Raw genomic sequence first — 18311 nt, forward strand, 5'->3', positions numbered from 1 at the left:
GCCCGCCCCATGCCAGCAACCGGAAACCCAGGCACCGCCACCGTCAACAAGGCGGCCATGAGCCCGGCGGGCTCATCCACCGACTGCCAGGAGCTGGACCAGGCCAACCAGAACCGCCGCACGGAGTTGGCCAACCGCACATCCGCCCAACGGCTCGTGGGCCCCGAGAAGAAAGGAAGAGGCACCACCGTCTCGTCGGTGAAGCGGACACCACTCTCCGGAGGACGCACGAAGTTCCGAAGCGCTCACAACAACCACAAGGCGTTGGAGAAGTGCCCCAAAACGCTGTCGCCCGGTGGCAGTCGCAGTGTGCGGACCGGCACCACCCCCACCCTGTGCGGCAACTACAGCCATCCGTCACCACCGTCCTGGGCCATGCAGAAGTCCGGTCATGCGGAAGCCCGCCTGCTCGACGAACTGATGAACGGCGCACCACGGCGGATGACCTTCAACATCGATTGGAGACCCAAGACGGGCAAGGCGTCCAAAATGCCCTGCGATGCCTGCCACCGATTGATCTGCGCCGCCCTGGACTGCAAACATGAGATCACGTTATGCGCCAAGGGCAATCAGCCCGTGCCCATCAACCAGCAGCATTGCCCGGCCACCGATACGTCCTACGCCCAGCTCAAGGCTGACATGGGCGAGGACCTCTGAATCAAGGACCCTCCATGTCTCTCACTCCCCTCCCCCACATCAACGCCGCTGGCATCATCGGCGCGCCGATCCAATATCGCTGGGACCGCGCCATCGGGTTGAAGCTCTATGCGGACAAGGATCAGAACCCGCGCCTGTACACGGCCGTCGACAAGGTCGATTTCCGGGCCAAGATGGGCATCGGCATGGCCATCACCGAGTGGGTCGTGTGGCGCCTCTCGGCACAGACCGATGTGACCGACGCACTGCTTCGTGTGGAAGCGGGATGGGCGACATTGGCGCGGCCCCACCTTGCCCCCAAACTGCGCTACAAGCTGACCGCCGACCATGAGGCGGATCCTGTCCTGCGGCCTCTCGAGCAGGCCTTCACCAATCTGGGCGCACTGGCCCACCGCTATGCAACGGGCGACATTTATCTCGCCGAGATCATCGTCCGACAGGCGACACTGGCGCGCCATATCGCGCCGAGCCCGCCCGCCTACGACCAGTGGCTGAGCGAGCTGTTACGCACTGCGGCGGCGGCACGTCCGCGCGGCGATGAGTACGATGAAGACGACGAAGTCTTCGATTACGCGCACGAAGCGCCGGTCGCTCGCGATGCATTCGGTTCCATCTTCGACCCTGCACTGGCCTCTGCGGCGCATCAGGACGCATTCCTGCAAACCTTGGACACCGCCGCCAATCCCTATCTAGAGCATTGAGATGGCATTGCCGTCTTTGCCGTCCATGCTGAATCCGGATCAACGCGAACCGGCTCTCCGCTATCTCTGGGATGACACGCGCGCGAGTGAGGATTTCAAGACGGACGCCAGTGGCGTCGTGGAGCGTGCGCACGCCATGACCTTGCGGGCCCGTATCGCCCTGGGGGTGGCGATCTACGAGTGGCTCGTCTGGCGCTTCAGCGGCGTGTCCACCGATCCCATGCCGGCCCAGATCGCCGAGGCCGCCTGGTGCGCCTGCGTGGATCGACGTTACATGGACTACCTGGAACTCGACCGGGACGAGTGGCTGGGACCGATACGAGGTCCCTTGTGGTGTGCCACGACCTGGTTGCTCCCCATGGTGTTCTTCAGTGACGAAGAACCGGAAGAGTGGCAATCCGGGTTGGACTATCTGGTGCGCCTGGCTCGACATGTGCTGCCGCATCTTGCGCCCTTCGAGGTGTGGCTTGACACGGTGATGTCGCGGCTGGAAACCTGTTTTGAGGCCATGCCGGAAGACCCCTTCGACGACCTCTTCAGCGAGCGCCAGGAGCAACGACGTGGGCCGCTGGTCCCGCGCGAGGTGATGGATACGAGCCTGCGTTATCAGCCCGAGCAGGCTGAGATGCTGATCGAGCGGATGCTGGCCGAAGTGGGTGCGTCCGGGAATCCGTTCTTCAACGGCTGATGCGGTCCACCCGCCAATACCGTCGCCTCACGGCGCGCTCGCAGCCCTGCCAGGCCTCACGCCCCGCTTCATCACTGCGCCACACCCAGGCGCCGCAGTCCACACTGGTGATCAGCTTGGCCCCCACCTGCCGGTAACGCGCCACCACGTCCTCGCGCGGGTGTCCAAAACGATTCAGATAGCCACTTTGAATGGCCGCCACCGCCGGCAGGGCCGCAGCCACAAACCCGGCGGTGGAGGATGTGCGGCTTCCGTGATGCGGCACCACCAGCACGTCCGTGGCAAGGCCGCCCGGTGCTCCCTGCGTTCTTTCCGCTCCTGGTCCTTCCAGCGCCAACAGCCTGGCCTCCTGCGCCGCTTCAATGTCGCCGGTGAGCAAGACCCGATGGCCGTTAGCATCGACACGCAGCACGCACGAACTGGCATTGCGCTTCAGATCGGCCGCCTGACCTTCCGGCGGCCACAACACATCAAAGCGGACACCATCCCACTCCCAGCGCTGCCCGCGGACGCAGGGCTGCCCGCCCGGGACCGCTCCCAAACGATGAGTCACGGGGATCCCTCGCAGCAGTCGTTCCGTTCCACCGGCATGGTCCTGATCGGCATGGCTGACCATCAGCAGGTCAATGCGCCGCTCGCCCAGCCCTCGCAACAAGGGCAGCAGCACGCGGTCACCAGCATCCGCGTCTGGCCCCCAGGCCGGCCCCGAATCAAACACCAACGTGTAATGCCGAGTGCGGATCAGTGCGGCGCTGCCCTGTCCCACATCTGGCAACCGCAGTTCGGCCTCACCCGGCGCCGGCCGGTGGGTGACCGGCCAGAACATCGGCACGCACAAGCCCACAGCGGCCAAGCGCAATGCCCAGGGCCAGGGCTGTGCCACGGCGGCCCCGCCCATCAGCGCCAGAACGTGCGCCCACCCAGGCGCCCATGGCAAGTACCACACGGCACCGTCCGCCTGGTTCAACCACTCGAGCCACTGATTCAGACCGGAAGCCAGCCAGGCGCCCAGCGTCCATAACGGCGGTGCCACGATGCCCAGCAGGGCCAGCGGTGTGATGGCATAGGACACCAGTGGGATGGCCACCACATTCGCAACCAGCCCCACCAGGGACAGCTGCTGGAACAGCAGCAGCGTCAAAGGCGCCAGCCCGACCGTGATGACCCACTGCGACTGCCAGCCCGCAAGCCATGCCGCTCGCCACCCCGTTGCGCCACTCGCCAAGGGTGTCATGCCCCCGGAGGCCATCAGCAAGGCAACGGCGCCGAAGGAGAGCCAATACCCCGGCTGCGTCAAGGCCCAGGGGTCGACCAGCGTCACCACCAGCGCCGCGACGGTCAGGCTCATGGACCACGGCCATGACGCCCGGCATTGCCGCAGCAACGCCAGGATCAGCAGCAGGCCGAACGTGCGTTGGGCCGGGACGCCCCAGCCGGAGAACAATGCATATAAGCCTGCCGCAGCGGTGCCCAGCCACAGGGCCGCACGCGGCGCGGGCCAAGCCAGGCACAGGCGCGTGCTCCGCCGCCAGCACCAGCCTGCAGCGCCACCGACCACCCACGCGAACATCGTCACATGCATGCCGCTGACAGAGAGCAGATGCGCCACACCGGTGTCGCGGTAAAGCGCCCAGTCGGAAGGGCTCAATGCGCCTTGGTCACCCAGGCTCAGCGCCGCCAACACGCCTGCGCCGCGTGGGTCGTCCACCTCACGTTCGATGGCGTCGCGGAACTGTTGGCGCCAGGCATCGATTCGCCACGGTGCCCCCTCGGACTCGCGCTGTTGCCCCTTGCTGGAACAGGTGGCCACCGCAGGAATGTCCTGGGACATCAGCCACAGGGCGGTGTCACCGCCATGCGGGTTCATCAAGCCATTCGGGCGCCGCCACTTCACTTGGAAAGACCAGCGCTCACCCACGCGGGGTGGGTCCGGCATGGCGTAGCAGGAGAGCAGGACGCGCGGCGGAAGTCGGGGCGGGGCTTGGGCGCTTTCCAAGGTCGGCAGCAAGCTGTATTCGAACCGCCACCCTTCCGTTCCGCCCGCTCCGTAGATCCGCTGCGGCAAAGAATCCACCAGCCCGGACACTGCCACGGTGACCCCCTCCAGGCGCGGGTCCAGCACCTCCGCCATCCGTCCTTGAGCGCGGGCGGCGCACCAGATGAATCCGACGATGGCAGACGCCACCAGCATCAGGCACCAGGATTGAAGGCGCACGCCCAGCCCCGCCAGGACCACAACGGCCGCCCAGCAGCCCGCCCATTCCGTCCAAGACGGTAATCGCGGAAGTTGATGGACCAGCCCCACACCTGCCAGCGGTGCCATCAGCACCAGCGTCCACTGCCACGCGGTCCCGCAGCGGCGCGGGCGCTCCTGGCGGCCAATGCAGTGGTTTGCGGCAAGCGATGGGGCAATAGTCACAGTGTTCATGGGCCGGCGGCTTGGCAGCAGCACGGCGCTTTCCGTAGACCGACACACTGTGGTCGGTCCAGGCACTTTGCCTATTGCGTCAGATCAACTCACAGGCGCCTGCACACCTCAGGAGGAAGCCACGCCAAAGGCGGCCCCCCCTCAGAGGGGTCACCGGGGAAAGCCCCAGCAACCCAGAGCAACCACGAACCACCCATAGCCACCCAGAACCACCCAGTACCACCCATAGCGCCGTCATCCAACGCAGCCTTTTGGGCATCAGGCTTGCCGCCTTCCTCACCGGCCCTGCCGGTCCGGCAACCCCTGCAGTCCGCCCAGGGTGGACGGTGCCAATTGATTCAGATAGCTGGCAAAGCCGCCCACAATGCGTCCCATCCGGCGCGCGCTGGTGTAGGCACGCACCTTGTTGGTCCGGGCAATGGTTGCACCCATGTCGGTCAAGCGGCGCACCAGGTCGGCGTCCTCATGGCAGGCCAAAGGCGCAAAGCCCCCCGTGCGCAGGTACGCCTCCGCCGAGATCCCGAAACTGGCGCCATGCACATGGGCATGGCCCTCACGGTCGGCATACAGCGACTCATAGTGCTGTCGTTCATGCAGGCTGAAACCCTGCCAGTCATCCACCGCCACCACGCCGCAGACAGCATCCGCCGCCTTGCTGCGCGACCACAACGCCTGCTGGGCCAACCAGCACGGTGCCACGGCGGAATCCGCATCGGTAAACGCCAGCCAATGGGCGCCGCGCTCGATCAACGCCAGCGCCCCCGCTGCCCGCGCCATGCCCACGTTGCGGTTGTTCACCGGCAGGGTCAACACGCCGCATTGCCGCGCCACCTCGGCCGTGCCGTCGCTGCAGGCATCCAGCACCACCAGCACCTGCACGGCCTCGCCTTGCAGGTCAGGATGCTGGGCAGCCGTTCGAAGCGCCTGAAGGCAACGCCCGATCAGCGCTTCCTCATCATGCGCCGGCACCACCACGCCCATCATGACGCAGGGCCTTCCACACGGCAGGCGTGATCAAGACGGGTCCAGACATCAATTTGAAAGTCGGTCTCCCGATGCAGGCGCGTGTGTTGCACGACCCCAGACGCGTCGAACACCTGCCGCAGACCGTCGTGCGCAGCTTCACCGCTGATGAGGAAATCATCGGCCGTCTGGCGCCAATGGCAGGCCAGGACCGTGCCGCCCGGGCGAAGCGTCTGCACGCAATGCTGCGCCACGAGAAGACAGTCCTCGGCGTCCAGGTAGTACAGCAGCTCACTGAGCACAATCAGGTCCAGGGGCTGATCGGGCCACTCCTGTGGAATCGTCATCTGACGCCAGGACAAGCCGGGGCGCATCCCCACCTGCTCGGCGGCACGGTTCAATGCGGCCCGGCTGGCGTCGGCACACAGCAGTTGCTCGCAACGCGCCAGCAATGGCTCGCTCAGCACACCGTTGGCGCAGCCCGGCTCGAACCCGCTGGTGTATCGCGCCTGAGGCAGGCAGGCCAGCGTGACCGCACGTTTGCGGGCTTCATACGGGCTGGTGCGATACCCCCAGGGGTCCGGCCGCTGGAACAGCACATCCATGTGGCGCACCAGCGGCGAAGGACTGGCCGCCGCACCCGCGCGCAAAGAATTGGAAGGACAGGTCACGCGGTTTCCCCTCGGAAGAAGAACTCGGCGGGGCGAAGCAGACGGTCGATCGAACTGGGCGGCAGCACCGGCGCGCGGCCTGGGTCCGGATCCAGCTGGCTGCGATGGGCTTCAATGGCGACACGCTTGCGCTGCCGAGCCACTGCGGTCAGCGGCAGTTGCACCATCTGATGCCAAGGCACACGGCGATCGGCCGGCACCGCCCAATGCCACATCCAGACCGGCATTTCCCAGAAACTAAACCCGATGCGCCCGACCAGCCCCGCACAGGCCCGTCCGCAGGCCTGGTGGTCCGGATGGCCGTCGCCGCGCCACGTGGTGACGACCACATCGGTGGGCCTGAGCAGGGGCGCCAGCTTCTGCACCAGCGCCTGCTCAGCATCCGCCACACCGCCATCGGCCAGCCTCAGCAGCCGCAGGTCGGTACCACCGCCGAGAGCGGCCAGCCCCCGCGCCCGTTCGCAGCCGCGCTGCCGGACCAGATCCGACGGCGTCCAGCGTGTGGAGTCAGGATGGCTGGCCTCACCATCCGTCACCCCGATCAGCAGCGGCCCGGTGCCGATCGTCTGGCGTTGAAGCGCCATCGACAGCAGGCCCCCACATCCCAGCACTTCGTCGTCCGGATGAGGCGCCACCACCACCAGTCGGCGTTCCGCAGGCAGCAGGGTCTCGATGCGGATCGAGGGGCACTGGTGCAAGTGCGCCGTGGACCACCACTCGGATTCGCAGGTCCCTTCGCCTTCAATGCGCGGGGTATCCCGGTCAGCTTCGCTAGAAGCACCGTGAGATGCGGCGGAGTCATCCTGCTGCGTAGGAGGATGCGGATGCGGATGCGGAGACGGATGCAATGAGAGCGCCGCCTTCTGCGAGTCGATCAGAGCCGCCATGGCTGATCTCCCGACGTGCCGTCCTCGTCCGCTGCGGAAGCAAGAGCGCCCAACGCCGCCAGATCACGATCTCCATGACTCTGGCGCAAAAACACCGGCAAGTCGGCCAGCAGACGTGCCAGATGGGCGTGTCGGCAGAAGGGCCCAGGCCCCAGGGCCCGGGAGACCGAGCGGATCACCCGTTGTGCCGTTTCATCCGTGGCGGTCCGCACACGCAAGGTCCAGGCCCGGGCATCGGCTTGGGGATGACGATCCATCCAGGACGCCGCTTCCCGCAGGGTGGCCGCATTGGCGCTCAACAGACCGTCCACCTGCCCTAAAGCCAACTGCAGGTGCCAGGCTTCGCCCTGGCGCAAGCTGGTGGCCAGCCGCAGCGCCTCGGCCAGCGATTCCAGCGCCCCATGCCAGCAGGCCGCAATACCGGCCCCGCCCTGCCAGAAGCCGGGACGATGCAGGTAGCCGGCGGCATCGCCCAACAGGCGGGCAGGCACATCCTCAAAACTCACCGTGGCGGTGCCGGTGCCGGCCATGCCCACTGCCGCCCAGGCCGTGTCATCGATGCGCACACCCGGCTGATGCAGGTCGACGTCCGCCAGCCAGGGCCCGCTGCCATCCGGCATCCAGGAGGTCAGCAATGCGCGCTCCACATCGGCAGCACCCGAACACCAGGCCTTGCGGCCGGACAACAGCACACGCCCCTCCTCCGTTCGGGTGACGGTCACCCGCGCGTCCGGCGCTTCCGCGGCCCAGACCGCATAAGCGGGTGGCGTCACTGTGGTTGACGTCTGGAAGTGGCCATTCAGACGCGCATCGGACACCAAATCCGCCTCCGGCACCACATCGGTCAAGACGGGTGCCACCGCCGCCATGCGAGAGGCGTGGGCCGGTCCTGCGGGCTCCAGCTCCGCCAGAATCGCCAGCGCATCGGTGTGGGATTCGTACAGTTTGGCCAGCGCCAGGTCGTCCGCTGCCACGCGCGCCAGCATGCGCCAGCGCTGCAGGGTCCGACCCTGGCCAGGGCCTGGCAGCAGGTCCAAACCAGCATTGATCAACTGCCGCAGCCTTGCAGCCGGGCTCATGCCCTGGCTTTGGCGCAGCCAGTCACCCAGACGACGCGGGGCCAGGCCGTCGGCATCCACCGAGGCGTCCAGCACGGGAACGGGAACATCGAGCAATTGCATCCCGGGGTTTGGCAATCCTCGTGCCCTGATGAACGATTTGCTACGCCTTGAGCCTTCCGGGCCGGGTCGGGCGTCTCCGTTCGTCCCGGGCAACGCTGGGCCCCGAGGTGTAGGATTCGACCCGTTCAGGATCAATCCCCCTCCTTTCATGAGCAGCTCTGCCCCCACCTCCGCCGTCTACGACCGCCTGCAACAGCTGGGCATCACCCTGCCACCGGTTGCCGTGCCGGCCGCCGCCTATGTGCCCTTCGTACGCACCGGCAATCTGGTGTTCCTGTCCGGCCATATTGCCAAGAAAGACGGCAAAACCTGGGTCGGCCAGTTGGGCAAGGACACCGACACCGCCACCGGCAAGGCCGCCGCACGTGCCATCGCCATCGACCTGATGGGCACGCTGCAGGCCGCCGTCGGCGACCTGGGCAAGGTCACACGCATCGTCAAGCTGATGAGCCTGGTCAACAGCACCGCTGATTTCACCGAGCACCACCTGGTGACCAACGGCGCTTCCGAACTGTTTGTGGAAGTGTTCGGCCCCGACGTCGGCGCCCATGCACGCAGCGCCTTCGGCGTGGCCCAGATCCCCACCGGCGCTTGTGTGGAGATCGAGCTGATTGCCGAGGTGCAGAGCTGATGCGGCTGCTCCTCACCCCCCCGCGGGTGCTGGCCGTCACTGCCCTGGCCTCGCTGGCCGCCCTGGCGGCTGCGTTGGTCGCTCAGTATCAGTTCGACATCAAGCCCTGCCCCTGGTGCGTGATGCAACGGGGCATCTTCATTCTGATTGCGGTGGTGAGCGTGCTGGGCTGGTGCCTGCAGCGCGTCAAGGCCGCGCGGGTGGTCGCGCTGCTGCTGGTGGCCGCCCTGGGCATCGCCGGGCTGGTGGCCGCCGGTTATCAGCATGAAGTGGCGGCCAAGCTGGCCAGCTGTGACATGACCTTTGCGGACAAGGTACTGACCGCGCTGGAGCTGGAATCCCGCTGGCCCAGCGTCTTCATGGTCACCGCCTCCTGCAGCGAAGCGTCGGCCTACACCCTGCTGGGTCAGCCGTACGACATCTGGAGCGGCCTGCTGTTCACGCTGATCGCGCTGGGCGCCCTGCTCACGCTCAAGCGCCGTCCCCGGCTGCACGGGTGACGTTCGGGGCGGGTGGCTGTGCGCGTCAGCGTGACTTCAGCCCCAGCCCCACAAACACCGTCCCCGCCAGCCGGTCCAGCCACAGGCCGGCCTTCGGGCGACGGCTGATCCAGCGGCCGATGGCGCCGGAAAAATACCCCAGCAGCCCAAACAGCAGCGCCGCCTGCGCGGTGAACAGCAGCCCGAGCTGCGCCATCTGCAAGCTCTCATCCCCGCCGCCCGCCACGACGAACTGCGGCAGGAACGACAGAAAGAACAGCACCACCTTGGGGTTGATCGCATTGGCGAACACCCCTTTGAAGAACAAGCGCCGCAGGGATTCCTCCGGCGGCGCACTCTCCAGCCGCACCGCACCGGAGCTGCACAGGGCCCGGATGCCCATCCAGATGAGGTAGAGCCCCCCGCAGACCTTCAGCACCGTGAAGGCGACGGGAGACGCCGCCACCAGCGCACTCACGCCAAGCACTGCCAGCACGGTGTGGCTCAGGCACCCCAGCGCGCAGCCGAGCCCGAAGGCCATGCCATGCCGGCGTCCCTTGGACAGCCCCATGCTCAGCACCATCAGGTTGTCCGGCCCCGGGGAGGCGGTGATGAGCAGTGCAGCGGCCAGGAAGCCCAGAAATTGTTCAAGCGTCAGCATGAGCGGGATGATAGCCAGCACGGCAGGCCCTGCGCGCCCGTCGCGCAGCCGATGCGACCCGGGCCAGGGCCGGTCATGGGCCTGTCACCGGGGCGCGCCAGCATGAGCGCCTTTGTCCCCTGGAGTGAGCCATGGACCGCCGCCGCTTCCTCAATGCCAGCGCCCTGCTCGGAGGCGCTTCGCTGATCCTGCCGCACGGCGTGCGCGCCCAGGCGCCGGCGATCATCACCCGCGACAGCATGCGCCCGCAGATGCCGCATGGCGTGCAGAGTGGCGACCCGCTGGCGGATGCCGCGATCGTCTGGACCCGCGCCGACCGCCCCTCGCGGATGTGGCTGGAATGGTCCACCACGGCCAGCTTTGCCCATGCCCAGCGGGTGCGAGGTCCATTTCTGCTGCAGGACACCGATTTCACCGGCCGTGTGGACCTGCACCAACTGCCGCCCGGCCAGGAGATCTTCTACCGCGTCCTGCTGCAGGACCTGCACAACGAGCGGGTGATGTCCGAACCGCTGGAGGGCCACCTGCGCCTGCCCGGCGCCGCTGGCCGTTCGCCCTTGCGCGACGTGCGCTTCTGCTGGAGCGGCGACACCATGGGCCAGGGCTGGGGCATCAATCCGGAATGGGACGGCATCGGCATCTATGAGCAGATCCGTCGGCTGAGCCCCGACTTCTTCCTGCACAGCGGCGACACCATCTACGCCGACAGCCCGATTGCCGCCGAAGTGAAGCTGGCCAACGGCAGCATCTGGAAGAACGTGCTCACTGAAGAGGTCAGCAAGGTGGCCGAGACCCTGGACGAATACCGGGGCCGGTATCGCTACAACCTGATGGACACGCATGTGCGCCGCATGTCCGCCGAGGTGCCGCAGATTTGGCAGTGGGACGACCACGAGGTGACCAACAACTATTCGGACAGAAAGGACCTCACCGGCGACTCCCGCTACACCGAGAAGCATGTGCCCCTGCTGGGGGCACGGGGCACCCGGGCCTTCATGGAATACGCCCCGATGCGGCGCTTTGGTGACGCCGAGGTGGAGCGCATCTACCGCCATCTGCCCCAGGGCCCGCTGCTCGACGTGTTTGTGCTGGACATGCGCAGCTATCGCGGCCCCAACGGCGCCAACCTGGAGACCGAAGAAAACGCCACCAGCGCCTTCATGGGCACCACCCAGGTGGACTGGCTGCTGGACGGTCTGCGCCGCTCCAAGGCGGTGTGGAAGGTGATTGCGGCGGACATGCCGATCGGCCTGCAGGTGAGCGACGGCAAGGACACCCAGGGCCGCGACAAGTGGGAGGCGATTGCCAACGGCGACAACGGCGCCCCGCGTGGCCGCGAACTCGAGATCGCCCGCCTTCTCCAGGGCATCAAGCAACTGGGGCTGCACAACGTCGTGTGGCTGACCGCCGATGTGCACTACACAGCCGCCCACTTCTTCGATCCGGGCCGTGCCCAGTTCAACGACTTCCTGCCTTTCTGGGAATTCGTCTCCGGGCCGCTGCATGCGGGCGGTTTCGGCCCCAACAAGGCCGATGCCACCTTCGGCATGCAGGTGATCTATGAAAAGGCCCCCAAGGAAGCCAACTCGCCCCCGTCGGACGGTCTTCAGTTCTTCGGCCAGGTGGACATCGACGCCAAGACGCGCGCGCTCACCGTCACGCTGAAGGATCTGACCGGCGCCTCGCTCTACAGCAAGACGCTGGAAGCACGCCGCGCCTGAGCGGTCTTCAGCCGCCGCCGGCCGCCATCAACGGTATTCCATGGCACGCAGCACGCCCTGCATCGGCGGCAGCTGCGCGACCATGGCCACCAGTTCACGGATGCTTTCGGTGGCGGTTTTGGCCCGCACACTCGCAATCTGGGTGCGCACCGTGGAAATGGCCACGCCGTGGCGCTGCGCGATTTCCTGGGGCTGCAGGCCTTCACACAGCGCCTGCAAAACGCCCTGCTCCGCCGCCGTGAGCTGATGCTCCCGGGCGAAGGCCAACATCGGCAGCTCACCACACAGGTTGCGTTTGCCCAGCACCAGCAGGGCGTGGGTCTGCTGCCCATCCACCATCGGCAGCACCGACAGGGACAAGCGCTGTGCGCCCCGGCCCAGGCAGATCAGATGGCGCAGGCTGCGTTGCTGCGCATCTTGCAGTGCCTGCTCCAGGCGCTGCTGGTCCGGCCGCTGGACCGCTGTCAGCAGGCCTTCCACCACCTGCACCGGTGCTTCCGGACCCAATTGCTCCCGGGCTGTGCAGTTGGCATACACCAGCCGACCGCCGTGGCCGACCAGGCAAACGCCCAGGTCAATGGCATCCAACGCGCTGCGCCACCACTTTTCCTGGCCACGCCGACGCTCCGGCCCGCGGTACACGGACCACCAATCCAAGTCCTGGGACCTCCCCAGCATTCCATCCATCGTTGCCTCCGGTGATCGGGCTGTGGAACGCGGCTCGGCTTGCGCATCTTCTAACTTCCTGTGCGAATAGCAGAGCAACGTCAGGATGTTAGAAGATGGCGGACAAAATGCGTAGCAATGTTTTTGGGGGAGGCGCCCCCCTGGCTAAGGGACAAGTGGATGTCGGGTTCGGGAGAACTTTCACGTGAGCGCCGAAAATACGCACCAATTCCGCCAATTCCGCCAATTCCGCCAATTCCACCAATTCCACCAATTCCGCCTATTCCGCGCGTTCTGAGCCCTTCAGGCCCCAGCGGCGCGGGATCAAGCCGCCATGAACCCCAGGTCGGGCTGGCTGAAGTTGCCAATGCCCGGCAGGACGGACGGCAGGTCCGAGGCGCTGACACCCATCCAAAGCGCCAAAGTGGCAGCCAGTTGGTCCACCGCCGTGGTCGGCAGCAGGCGGCCCTGCCCCACATCGTCTGGGCCGTTGACGCTGACCGAAGGCAGTTGGCCATAGAAACGCCCGCCCTTGACCGCACCGCCCATCACCAGATGGTGGCTGCCCCAGCCGTGGTCGGAGCCGTCACCGTTGGAGGTGAGCGTGCGGCCGAAGTCCGAGGCGGTGAAGGTGGTCACGTTGTTGGCCACGCCCAGTTCCTGCAGCGCCGCGTCAAAGCTGGCCATGGCATTACCCACCTGCTGCAGCAGCTTGGGATGCTGGTCCACCAGCACATCATGCAGGTCGAAGCCGCCCAAGGACACAAAAAACACCTGGCGAGCGACCCCCAGTGCAGACCGGGCCGCGATCAGCTTGGCCACCATGCTGAGCTGCGACGCCAGCGACGAGGTGGTGTCGAACGGGGTGGTCAGATTCACGCTGGACAGCGCAGAGCTGACGGTGGCCTGCGCATTGATGGAGCGGGACGTCACCCGGTTGAGCTCGGTTTCCATCCAGTGTGTGCGTTCGCCGGTCACCAGCGTGCGCAGCGCTTCGCTGCAGGCCTGCGACCCGAACAGGCTGCGGGTCACACCATTGATGGCCACGGCGCCGCTGCTGCCCATCTGGTATTGCACCGCCTGCCCCCCCGACATGAACACCGCATTGCCGGAGACATTGATGCAGGTGAAGGTGGCATTGCCGTTGCCCGACAGGAAGCGGTCACCCAGCCGCCCCCCCCAGCCGGAGATGGCGCCTTCGGGCTTGGACGACTGCCAGAGGCTTTGCTGATCGTTGTGCGAGAACAGCTTGGGCGGCAGCGGCACACTCTGCGCCTTGTACTGCGCCAGCGTGGTCGGCTGCATCAGGGTGCCGATGTTGAGCATCACCGCCAGGCGGCCGGCATCAAACACCGGCTTGACGGCCGAGAGCGTCGGAGCCAGCGCCATCTGACGGCCGTCCGGCAGAGCCACCGAGGGCGTCAGCGCGGTGGCGGCCAGCTGATCGCGCGGCGTGGCCAGGGTCTGCCGGATGGTGGCATATGCGGCATGGCTGGCGGCGTCATACGGCACCAGCGTGTTGCCGTAATCATTGCCCCCGTACATGAAGAGGCAGACCAGCGCTTTGTAGTCGCCAGAGGCGGTGGCGGCGGCCGCTTCGTTGATGGCCGCCAGTTGCAGCGCCCAGGGCGCGGCAGTACCGGCCACCGACAGCGCGGAGGCATGCTTGAGGAATTCGCGGCGCTTCAGCGACGCCAGGCGGGACACGTGGGCCATGGGGAGCTCCGCTTATTTCTGGATCTGGTAGTCAGGAGAGGCCAGCAGCAGCAGCCAGCCGGCCTTGACGCGATTGAGCTTGCCCGCATCGTTGGTGGCGGCAATCGTGCCCACGGCGGTGGTGATGGTGGTCAGGGAGGCCTCCGACACCCCGCCCAGCAGCGTGGCCTGGCGCTGGACCAGGCTGGCCGCATCGGCGGCCAGGGCCAGGTCGGCGGTGTAGTCCGGCTTCATATCGCCAATGCCGCCGTTGACCAGGCTCTGCATGAAGTTCAGGTAACCGGCCACCGTGCTTTCGTTGCACAGCTGGAATTCGGGCGCGGTCACGTTGTTGGTGCCCAGTTGCGAGTTGGGCGGCACATACCCGGGCCGGAAGAAGTTGAACACCGAGCCGCTGCGCAGCGGGCTCTGGCCCAGCCGGCTGGAGGGGTTGCTGCAGTCGCCGATGGCCCAAAGGTCACCCGGGGAGGTGAAGCCCACGGTACGCATCCACTGGATCATGCGCTGCACCGGTTCACGCAGCTTGCCGCCGCTGGGCGCGGTGGAGACGGTCCGGGCTTCGTTGTCCAGCAGGATGGCGCGGATCACGGCGCGCATGTCACCACGCTCGCCCTTGCCGTTGTTGTCGAACACGGCGGCCACGCGCTGCACGTATGCGGGGCTGGGGTTGGAGGCCACCAGGCGCTGGATCAGCTGACGGCCGATGAACGGGCCGACGTTGGGATGCGCCACCAGGGTGTCCAGCGCCGTCTTCATGGCGGTGGGGCCGTCCGCCGATTCCGGGATGGTCACGTCCAGCACCTGCTTGGCACCGGTGGAGAAGCGCGAGGCCGTGTGCACCATCGGCCGGTTCATGTAGCTGAAGTCGGTACCGTTGGCATTGGTGGTGTCGAAATCCCACCCAGTGAAGACGCGGGCCAGCGCGGTGATCTGGTCCATGGTGTAGGTGTCAACGGTCTTGCCGCCGCTGGTCTTGGCGGTGCCGTCCGCATTGAGCTGGTTCAAGCCGATGGTGAACAGCTGCATCACCTCGCGCGCATAGTTCTCATCCGGCTGACGGCCGGTTTTGGGATCTTCCTTGCGGTTGCCGCGCATGGCCAGGTAGACGCCCATGGCCGGCGAGAGGGTCACGCCTTCCAGCAGGTCGCGGAAGGTGCCAAAGCATTTGGCTTCCAGCATGTCCACATAACCGGCGGTGGCGAACTGGGGCCAGGCCACCGGGATGCCGTTCATCGACACCACGAAGATTTCCGACAGGGCCAGCACCACACGCTGGCGCAGTTGGTCCGGCGAGCTGATGAGCTTGCGCCAGAGCGTCGCGTCCATGCCGCTGAGGCTGTACTTGTAGCTCTCCGCGCCGTAACCCTTGGTGGTCAGCCAGTCGGTGTGGCTGGTGGTGCGGGCCGCGCTGAACTGCTGGTCCAGCCAGGCGCTGTAGCCCTTGGACTTCAGCGTGCTGACGTCGGCGTCGCTGGCCGAGAAACCGGCCTGTCCCAGGAAGCGAGCCGCATCCTCGTCGGTGTCGGGTTTGGCACTTTGGGGAACGGTGTTGGGGGTGTCGCCCGAGTCGGATTCGCTGCCACCGCCACAGGCGGCCAGGAGCGCGGCTGCAGCCGCAGCGGCGGTCAGGCTGCCGGGTTGCAGGAAGGTTTCACCCGAGGCCGAAGCGGCCATGGAAACCGCCTGCGTCGCCACGGGGGACGGGCCGCTGCTGAAGTCTTCGTCCAGGTCGTGCGCCAGAGCGCCGGGGGTTTCAGTGGTGAGCATCGCGACACATGGGCTTTTGTGGATGCCGCATGGTGTCGGGACTGCGCGTGTTTCGCAGCGCTATTTGTATAACAGGTGAATCGGGCGGAAACAAACCGGAAATATGTGATTTCTTCACTGCGAGAAACCCGGCCTCAAAGCTACCGGGGCACACACCGACTCCCCCTCATTTTTCGCGTCGCCCCCCCCGAGCCGCAAGGCTTTCGAATCACCGCATTTCACAAGTTACAAGCACTTTCTGTCGAGCGGTAACCGGGCGGAAAGCAGGAAGGCAGCACAGCAGCGAACAGCAGCCAATCAGCAAAGAAAAAAGGCCCCAGCATCGATTCAAACGCTGAGGCCCGATGTGCTTCCCGCTGGAGCGCTCAGCGCAGCGGAACGCCGGTCTTGCTCTGCACGAACTCGCGGGTGACGTCAGGGGCCAGTTCCACCAGCTTCAGCCCTTCAGGCGTGACGTCGATGACACCCAGGTCAGTGATGATGCGGTTCACCACGCCCACGCCCGTCAACGGCAGCGTGCAGGCGGGGATGATCTTGAGGTCTTCGGTGCCGTCCTTCTTGCGGGCCACATGCTCCATCAGCACGATCACTCGTGGCACGCCGGCCACCAGGTCCATGGCGCCGCCCATGCCCTTGACCATCTTGCCGGGGATCATCCAGTTGGCCAGGTCACCCCGCTCGCTCACCTGCATGGCGCCAAGGATGGACAGATTGATCTTGCCGCCGCGGATCATGGCAAAGCTGTCATGGCTGCCGAAGATCGAGCTGCCGGGGATGGTGGTCACCGTCTGCTTGCCGGCATTGATGAGGTCGGCGTCCACCTCGTCCTCGGTCGGGAACGGGCCGATGCCCAGCATGCCGTTTTCGCTTTGCAGCCAGACTTCCTTGTCCGCCGGCACGAAGTTGGCCACCAGCGTGGGAATGCCGATGCCGAGATTCACATAAAAACCGTCTTGCAGTTCTTCGGCGGCGCGAGCCGCCATCTGGTCTTGGGTCCAGGGCATAGGGGTCTCCTCAGGCGGCGGGGCGAATGGTGCGCTTCTCGATGCGCTTTTCCGGATGGGGGTTGTGCACGATGCGGTGCACATAGATGCCGGGCAGGTGGATGGCGTCCGGGTCCAGGTCACCCACGTTCACCACCTGCTCCACCTCCACCACCGTCAACTTGCCCGCCATGGCGCAGGCCGGGTTGAAGTTGCGCGCGGTGCGCCGGAAGATCAGGTTGCCGCTCTTGTCGGCCACCTGCGCCTTGACCAGGGCCACGTCCGGATTGAGCGCACGCTCCATCACGTAGGCATGGCCGTCGAATTCACGGATTTCCTTGCCCTCGGCCACCAGCGTTCCCACACCGGTCCGGGTGAAGAAAGCCGGGATGCCGGCGCCACCCGCGCGCAGCTTTTCCGCCAGCGTGCCTTGCGGGGTGAATTCCAGTTCCAGTTCTCCGGCCAGGTATTGGCGTTCGAACTCCTTGTTCTCGCCGACATAGCTGGAGATCATCTTGCGGATCTGGCGGGTTTCCAGCAACTGGCCCAGGCCGAAGCCGTCCACGCCGGCATTGTTGGAAATGACGGTCAGGTCCTTCACGCCGCTGTCGCGCAGCGCCTGGATCAGGGCCTCCGGAATGCCGCACAGCCCAAAACCGCCCACGGCCATCAGTTGCCCGTCCCGGACGATGCCTTCCAGCGCCTGCGCAGCGCTGGGATACAGCTTGTTCATCACTTGTCTCCTATTGGGTCCACCGCTGAAAAGCGTACTACGTAAGCGCTTAAGTAGCGGCTACGTAGAATTGACTAAGCTCCCCACCGTCGCCTTGCCGCAGACCTGACGCATGCCGCTGGATTACCGAACCGCATTTGACCAGGCCCCGATCGGCCTGGTGATCTCCGAAAACCGCCTGATTCAGGACTGCAACCAACAATTGCTGACCATCTTCGGTGCCGAGCGGGATCAACTGATCGGGCACAGTTTTGCCCTGCTCTACCCCAGCCCGGTGGAATTCGAGCGCACCGGCGAACGCATCATTGCCAGCCTGGATGCCAACGGCTATTACGCCGACGAGCGGGTGATGAAGCGGGTGGCCGGCCCGCGTGCCGGCGAATTGTTCTGGTGCCATGTCTCTGGCCGCGCCCTGGACCCGGCCCGCCCCCATGCCAGCGGCATCTGGAGCTTTGAAGATCTGTCCGCCCGCCGCCAGCTCAAGGCCGAGCTGACCCCGCGCGAGCGGGAAATTGCGGCGTTGCTGATCGAGGGATTGACCAGCAAGCTCATCGGCCGCAAGCTGGGCGTCAGCCCCCGGACGGTGGACGTCTACCGGGCCCGTTTGATGAAAAAGTATGGTGCTGCCAGCACGCCAGACCTCGTGCACCGGCTGCTGGTGTAGCGCGCGCGGCACGGTTTCAAACGTTGACAGATGCCCGCCAACCCCGATCAACACGGGGTTTCCACAAGACCTGGCCCCGGATGTGCGATTTCATCGTGCGTTTGCGGGGCAACC

18 protein-coding genes are annotated in these 18311 nt (G+C 66.0%); 7 read left to right on the forward strand and 11 right to left on the reverse strand.

Annotated elements, in window-relative coordinates; genetic code table 11:
- Positions 1 to 9 precede the first annotated feature (9 nt).
- From OU995_RS22240 to OU995_RS22250, 3 genes are read left to right on the forward strand one after another with little or no spacing between them, the layout of a single operon-like run.
- On the forward strand, positions 10 to 657 hold the full coding sequence (locus OU995_RS22240; protein ID WP_267832315.1) for a hypothetical protein: 648 nt from the start codon (positions 10 to 12) through the stop codon (positions 655 to 657).
- A 14-nt stretch (positions 658 to 671) separates the two neighbouring features.
- Positions 672 to 1358 carry a hypothetical protein gene (locus OU995_RS22245; RefSeq protein WP_267832316.1) on the forward strand — a complete coding sequence of 229 codons (687 nt, stop codon included), beginning with the start codon at positions 672 to 674 and terminating at the stop codon, positions 1356 to 1358.
- A 1-nt stretch (position 1359) separates the two neighbouring features.
- Positions 1360 to 2046 (forward strand): hypothetical protein, encoded by a 687-nt coding sequence (locus tag OU995_RS22250; RefSeq protein ID WP_267832317.1) that lies wholly within the window; start codon positions 1360 to 1362, stop codon positions 2044 to 2046.
- On the opposite strand, the gene OU995_RS22255 is transcribed toward OU995_RS22250, so the two are convergent.
- From OU995_RS22255 to OU995_RS22275, 5 genes are all read right to left on the reverse strand, one after another.
- Positions 2036 to 4474 carry a DNA internalization-related competence protein ComEC/Rec2 gene (locus tag OU995_RS22255; protein ID WP_267832318.1) on the reverse strand — a complete coding sequence of 813 codons (2439 nt, stop codon included), beginning with the start codon at positions 4472 to 4474 and terminating at the stop codon, positions 2036 to 2038. The genes OU995_RS22250 and OU995_RS22255 overlap by 11 nt on opposite strands.
- A 276-nt stretch (positions 4475 to 4750) precedes the next feature.
- Positions 4751 to 5458, reverse strand: a complete 708-nt coding sequence (locus OU995_RS22260; protein WP_267832319.1) for a glycosyltransferase — start codon at positions 5456 to 5458, stop codon at positions 4751 to 4753.
- On the reverse strand, positions 5455 to 6108 hold the full coding sequence (locus OU995_RS22265) for an SAM-dependent methyltransferase (protein WP_267832321.1): 654 nt from the start codon (positions 6106 to 6108) through the stop codon (positions 5455 to 5457). Before OU995_RS22265 ends, OU995_RS22260 begins: the two co-directional genes overlap by 4 nt.
- The gene (locus tag OU995_RS22270; RefSeq protein WP_267832322.1) at positions 6105 to 6995 is read right to left on the reverse strand and encodes a PIG-L deacetylase family protein; all 891 of its coding nucleotides are present in this window, start codon (positions 6993 to 6995) and stop codon (positions 6105 to 6107) included. The genes OU995_RS22265 and OU995_RS22270 overlap by 4 nt, the downstream gene beginning before the upstream one ends.
- Positions 6983 to 8176 carry an acyl-CoA dehydrogenase family protein gene (locus tag OU995_RS22275; RefSeq protein WP_267832324.1) on the reverse strand — a complete coding sequence of 398 codons (1194 nt, stop codon included), beginning with the start codon at positions 8174 to 8176 and terminating at the stop codon, positions 6983 to 6985. The genes OU995_RS22270 and OU995_RS22275 overlap by 13 nt, the downstream gene beginning before the upstream one ends.
- Before the next feature lie 148 nt (positions 8177 to 8324).
- Between OU995_RS22275 and OU995_RS22280 the strand changes: the two genes are divergently transcribed.
- A complete protein-coding gene (locus tag OU995_RS22280) occupies positions 8325 to 8807 on the forward strand; it encodes a RidA family protein (RefSeq protein ID WP_267832325.1) in 483 nt (160 codons plus the stop codon).
- A complete protein-coding gene (locus OU995_RS22285; RefSeq protein ID WP_267832326.1) occupies positions 8807 to 9307 on the forward strand; it encodes a disulfide bond formation protein B in 501 nt (166 codons plus the stop codon). Before OU995_RS22280 ends, OU995_RS22285 begins: the two co-directional genes overlap by 1 nt.
- A 25-nt stretch (positions 9308 to 9332) precedes the next feature.
- Here OU995_RS22285 and OU995_RS22290 read toward each other — a convergent pair whose 3' ends face one another.
- Positions 9333 to 9947: a LysE family translocator gene (locus tag OU995_RS22290; RefSeq protein WP_267832327.1), complete on the reverse strand. Its 615-nt coding sequence runs from the start codon at positions 9945 to 9947 to the stop codon at positions 9333 to 9335.
- Positions 9948 to 10078: 131 nt separating this feature from the next.
- Here OU995_RS22290 and OU995_RS22295 point away from each other — a divergent pair, with 131 nt between their 5' ends.
- Complete coding sequence (locus OU995_RS22295; protein ID WP_267832328.1) at positions 10079 to 11668, forward strand: alkaline phosphatase D family protein; 1590 nt, start codon at positions 10079 to 10081, stop codon at positions 11666 to 11668.
- 27 nt (positions 11669 to 11695) lie between these two features.
- Here the strand turns inward: OU995_RS22295 and OU995_RS22300 are convergent, their stop codons facing one another.
- The 5 genes from OU995_RS22300 to OU995_RS22320 form a co-directional block, all read right to left on the reverse strand.
- Positions 11696 to 12310, reverse strand: coding sequence for a helix-turn-helix transcriptional regulator (locus OU995_RS22300; protein WP_267832329.1), 615 nt, complete (start codon positions 12308 to 12310; stop codon positions 11696 to 11698).
- 348 nt (positions 12311 to 12658) lie between these two features.
- Positions 12659 to 14050 carry a DUF1501 domain-containing protein gene (locus tag OU995_RS22305; RefSeq protein ID WP_267832331.1) on the reverse strand — a complete coding sequence of 464 codons (1392 nt, stop codon included), beginning with the start codon at positions 14048 to 14050 and terminating at the stop codon, positions 12659 to 12661.
- 12 nt (positions 14051 to 14062) lie between these two features.
- A complete protein-coding gene (locus OU995_RS22310) occupies positions 14063 to 15817 on the reverse strand; it encodes a DUF1800 domain-containing protein (RefSeq protein ID WP_267832332.1) in 1755 nt (584 codons plus the stop codon).
- Positions 15818 to 16182: 365 nt separating this feature from the next.
- A complete protein-coding gene (locus tag OU995_RS22315; protein WP_267832334.1) occupies positions 16183 to 16821 on the reverse strand; it encodes a 3-oxoacid CoA-transferase subunit B in 639 nt (212 codons plus the stop codon).
- A gap of 10 nt (positions 16822 to 16831) precedes the next feature.
- Complete coding sequence (locus OU995_RS22320) at positions 16832 to 17533, reverse strand: CoA transferase subunit A (protein ID WP_267832335.1); 702 nt, start codon at positions 17531 to 17533, stop codon at positions 16832 to 16834.
- Between the two features lie 112 nt (positions 17534 to 17645).
- Between OU995_RS22320 and OU995_RS22325 the strand changes: the two genes are divergently transcribed.
- Positions 17646 to 18197: a LuxR C-terminal-related transcriptional regulator gene (locus OU995_RS22325; protein ID WP_267832336.1), complete on the forward strand. Its 552-nt coding sequence runs from the start codon at positions 17646 to 17648 to the stop codon at positions 18195 to 18197.
- The last annotated feature ends 114 nt before the right edge of the window (positions 18198 to 18311 follow it).

The sequence above is a fragment of the Roseateles sp. SL47 genome (genome assembly GCF_026625885.1).
Taxonomy (GTDB): domain Bacteria; phylum Pseudomonadota; class Gammaproteobacteria; order Burkholderiales; family Burkholderiaceae_C; genus Roseateles.

Coding starts and splice junctions, on each gene's coding strand:
- OU995_RS22240 (WP_267832315.1), top strand. CDS start 10: ATGCCAGCAACCGGAAACCCAGGCACCGCCACCGTCAACAAGGCGGCC.
- OU995_RS22245 (WP_267832316.1), top strand. CDS start 672: ATGTCTCTCACTCCCCTCCCCCACATCAACGCCGCTGGCATCATCGGC.
- OU995_RS22250 (WP_267832317.1), top strand. CDS start 1,360: ATGGCATTGCCGTCTTTGCCGTCCATGCTGAATCCGGATCAACGCGAA.
- OU995_RS22255 (WP_267832318.1), bottom strand. CDS start 4,474: ATGAACACTGTGACTATTGCCCCATCGCTTGCCGCAAACCACTGCATT.
- OU995_RS22260 (WP_267832319.1), bottom strand. CDS start 5,458: ATGATGGGCGTGGTGGTGCCGGCGCATGATGAGGAAGCGCTGATCGGG.
- OU995_RS22270 (WP_267832322.1), bottom strand. CDS start 6,995: ATGGCGGCTCTGATCGACTCGCAGAAGGCGGCGCTCTCATTGCATCCG.
- OU995_RS22275 (WP_267832324.1), bottom strand. CDS start 8,176: ATGCAATTGCTCGATGTTCCCGTTCCCGTGCTGGACGCCTCGGTGGAT.
- OU995_RS22280 (WP_267832325.1), top strand. CDS start 8,325: ATGAGCAGCTCTGCCCCCACCTCCGCCGTCTACGACCGCCTGCAACAG.
- OU995_RS22285 (WP_267832326.1), top strand. CDS start 8,807: ATGCGGCTGCTCCTCACCCCCCCGCGGGTGCTGGCCGTCACTGCCCTG.
- OU995_RS22290 (WP_267832327.1), bottom strand. CDS start 9,947: ATGCTGACGCTTGAACAATTTCTGGGCTTCCTGGCCGCTGCACTGCTC.
- OU995_RS22295 (WP_267832328.1), top strand. CDS start 10,079: ATGGACCGCCGCCGCTTCCTCAATGCCAGCGCCCTGCTCGGAGGCGCT.
- OU995_RS22305 (WP_267832331.1), bottom strand. CDS start 14,050: ATGGCCCACGTGTCCCGCCTGGCGTCGCTGAAGCGCCGCGAATTCCTC.
- OU995_RS22310 (WP_267832332.1), bottom strand. CDS start 15,817: ATGCTCACCACTGAAACCCCCGGCGCTCTGGCGCACGACCTGGACGAA.
- OU995_RS22315 (WP_267832334.1), bottom strand. CDS start 16,821: ATGCCCTGGACCCAAGACCAGATGGCGGCTCGCGCCGCCGAAGAACTG.
- OU995_RS22320 (WP_267832335.1), bottom strand. CDS start 17,533: ATGAACAAGCTGTATCCCAGCGCTGCGCAGGCGCTGGAAGGCATCGTC.
- OU995_RS22325 (WP_267832336.1), top strand. CDS start 17,646: ATGCCGCTGGATTACCGAACCGCATTTGACCAGGCCCCGATCGGCCTG.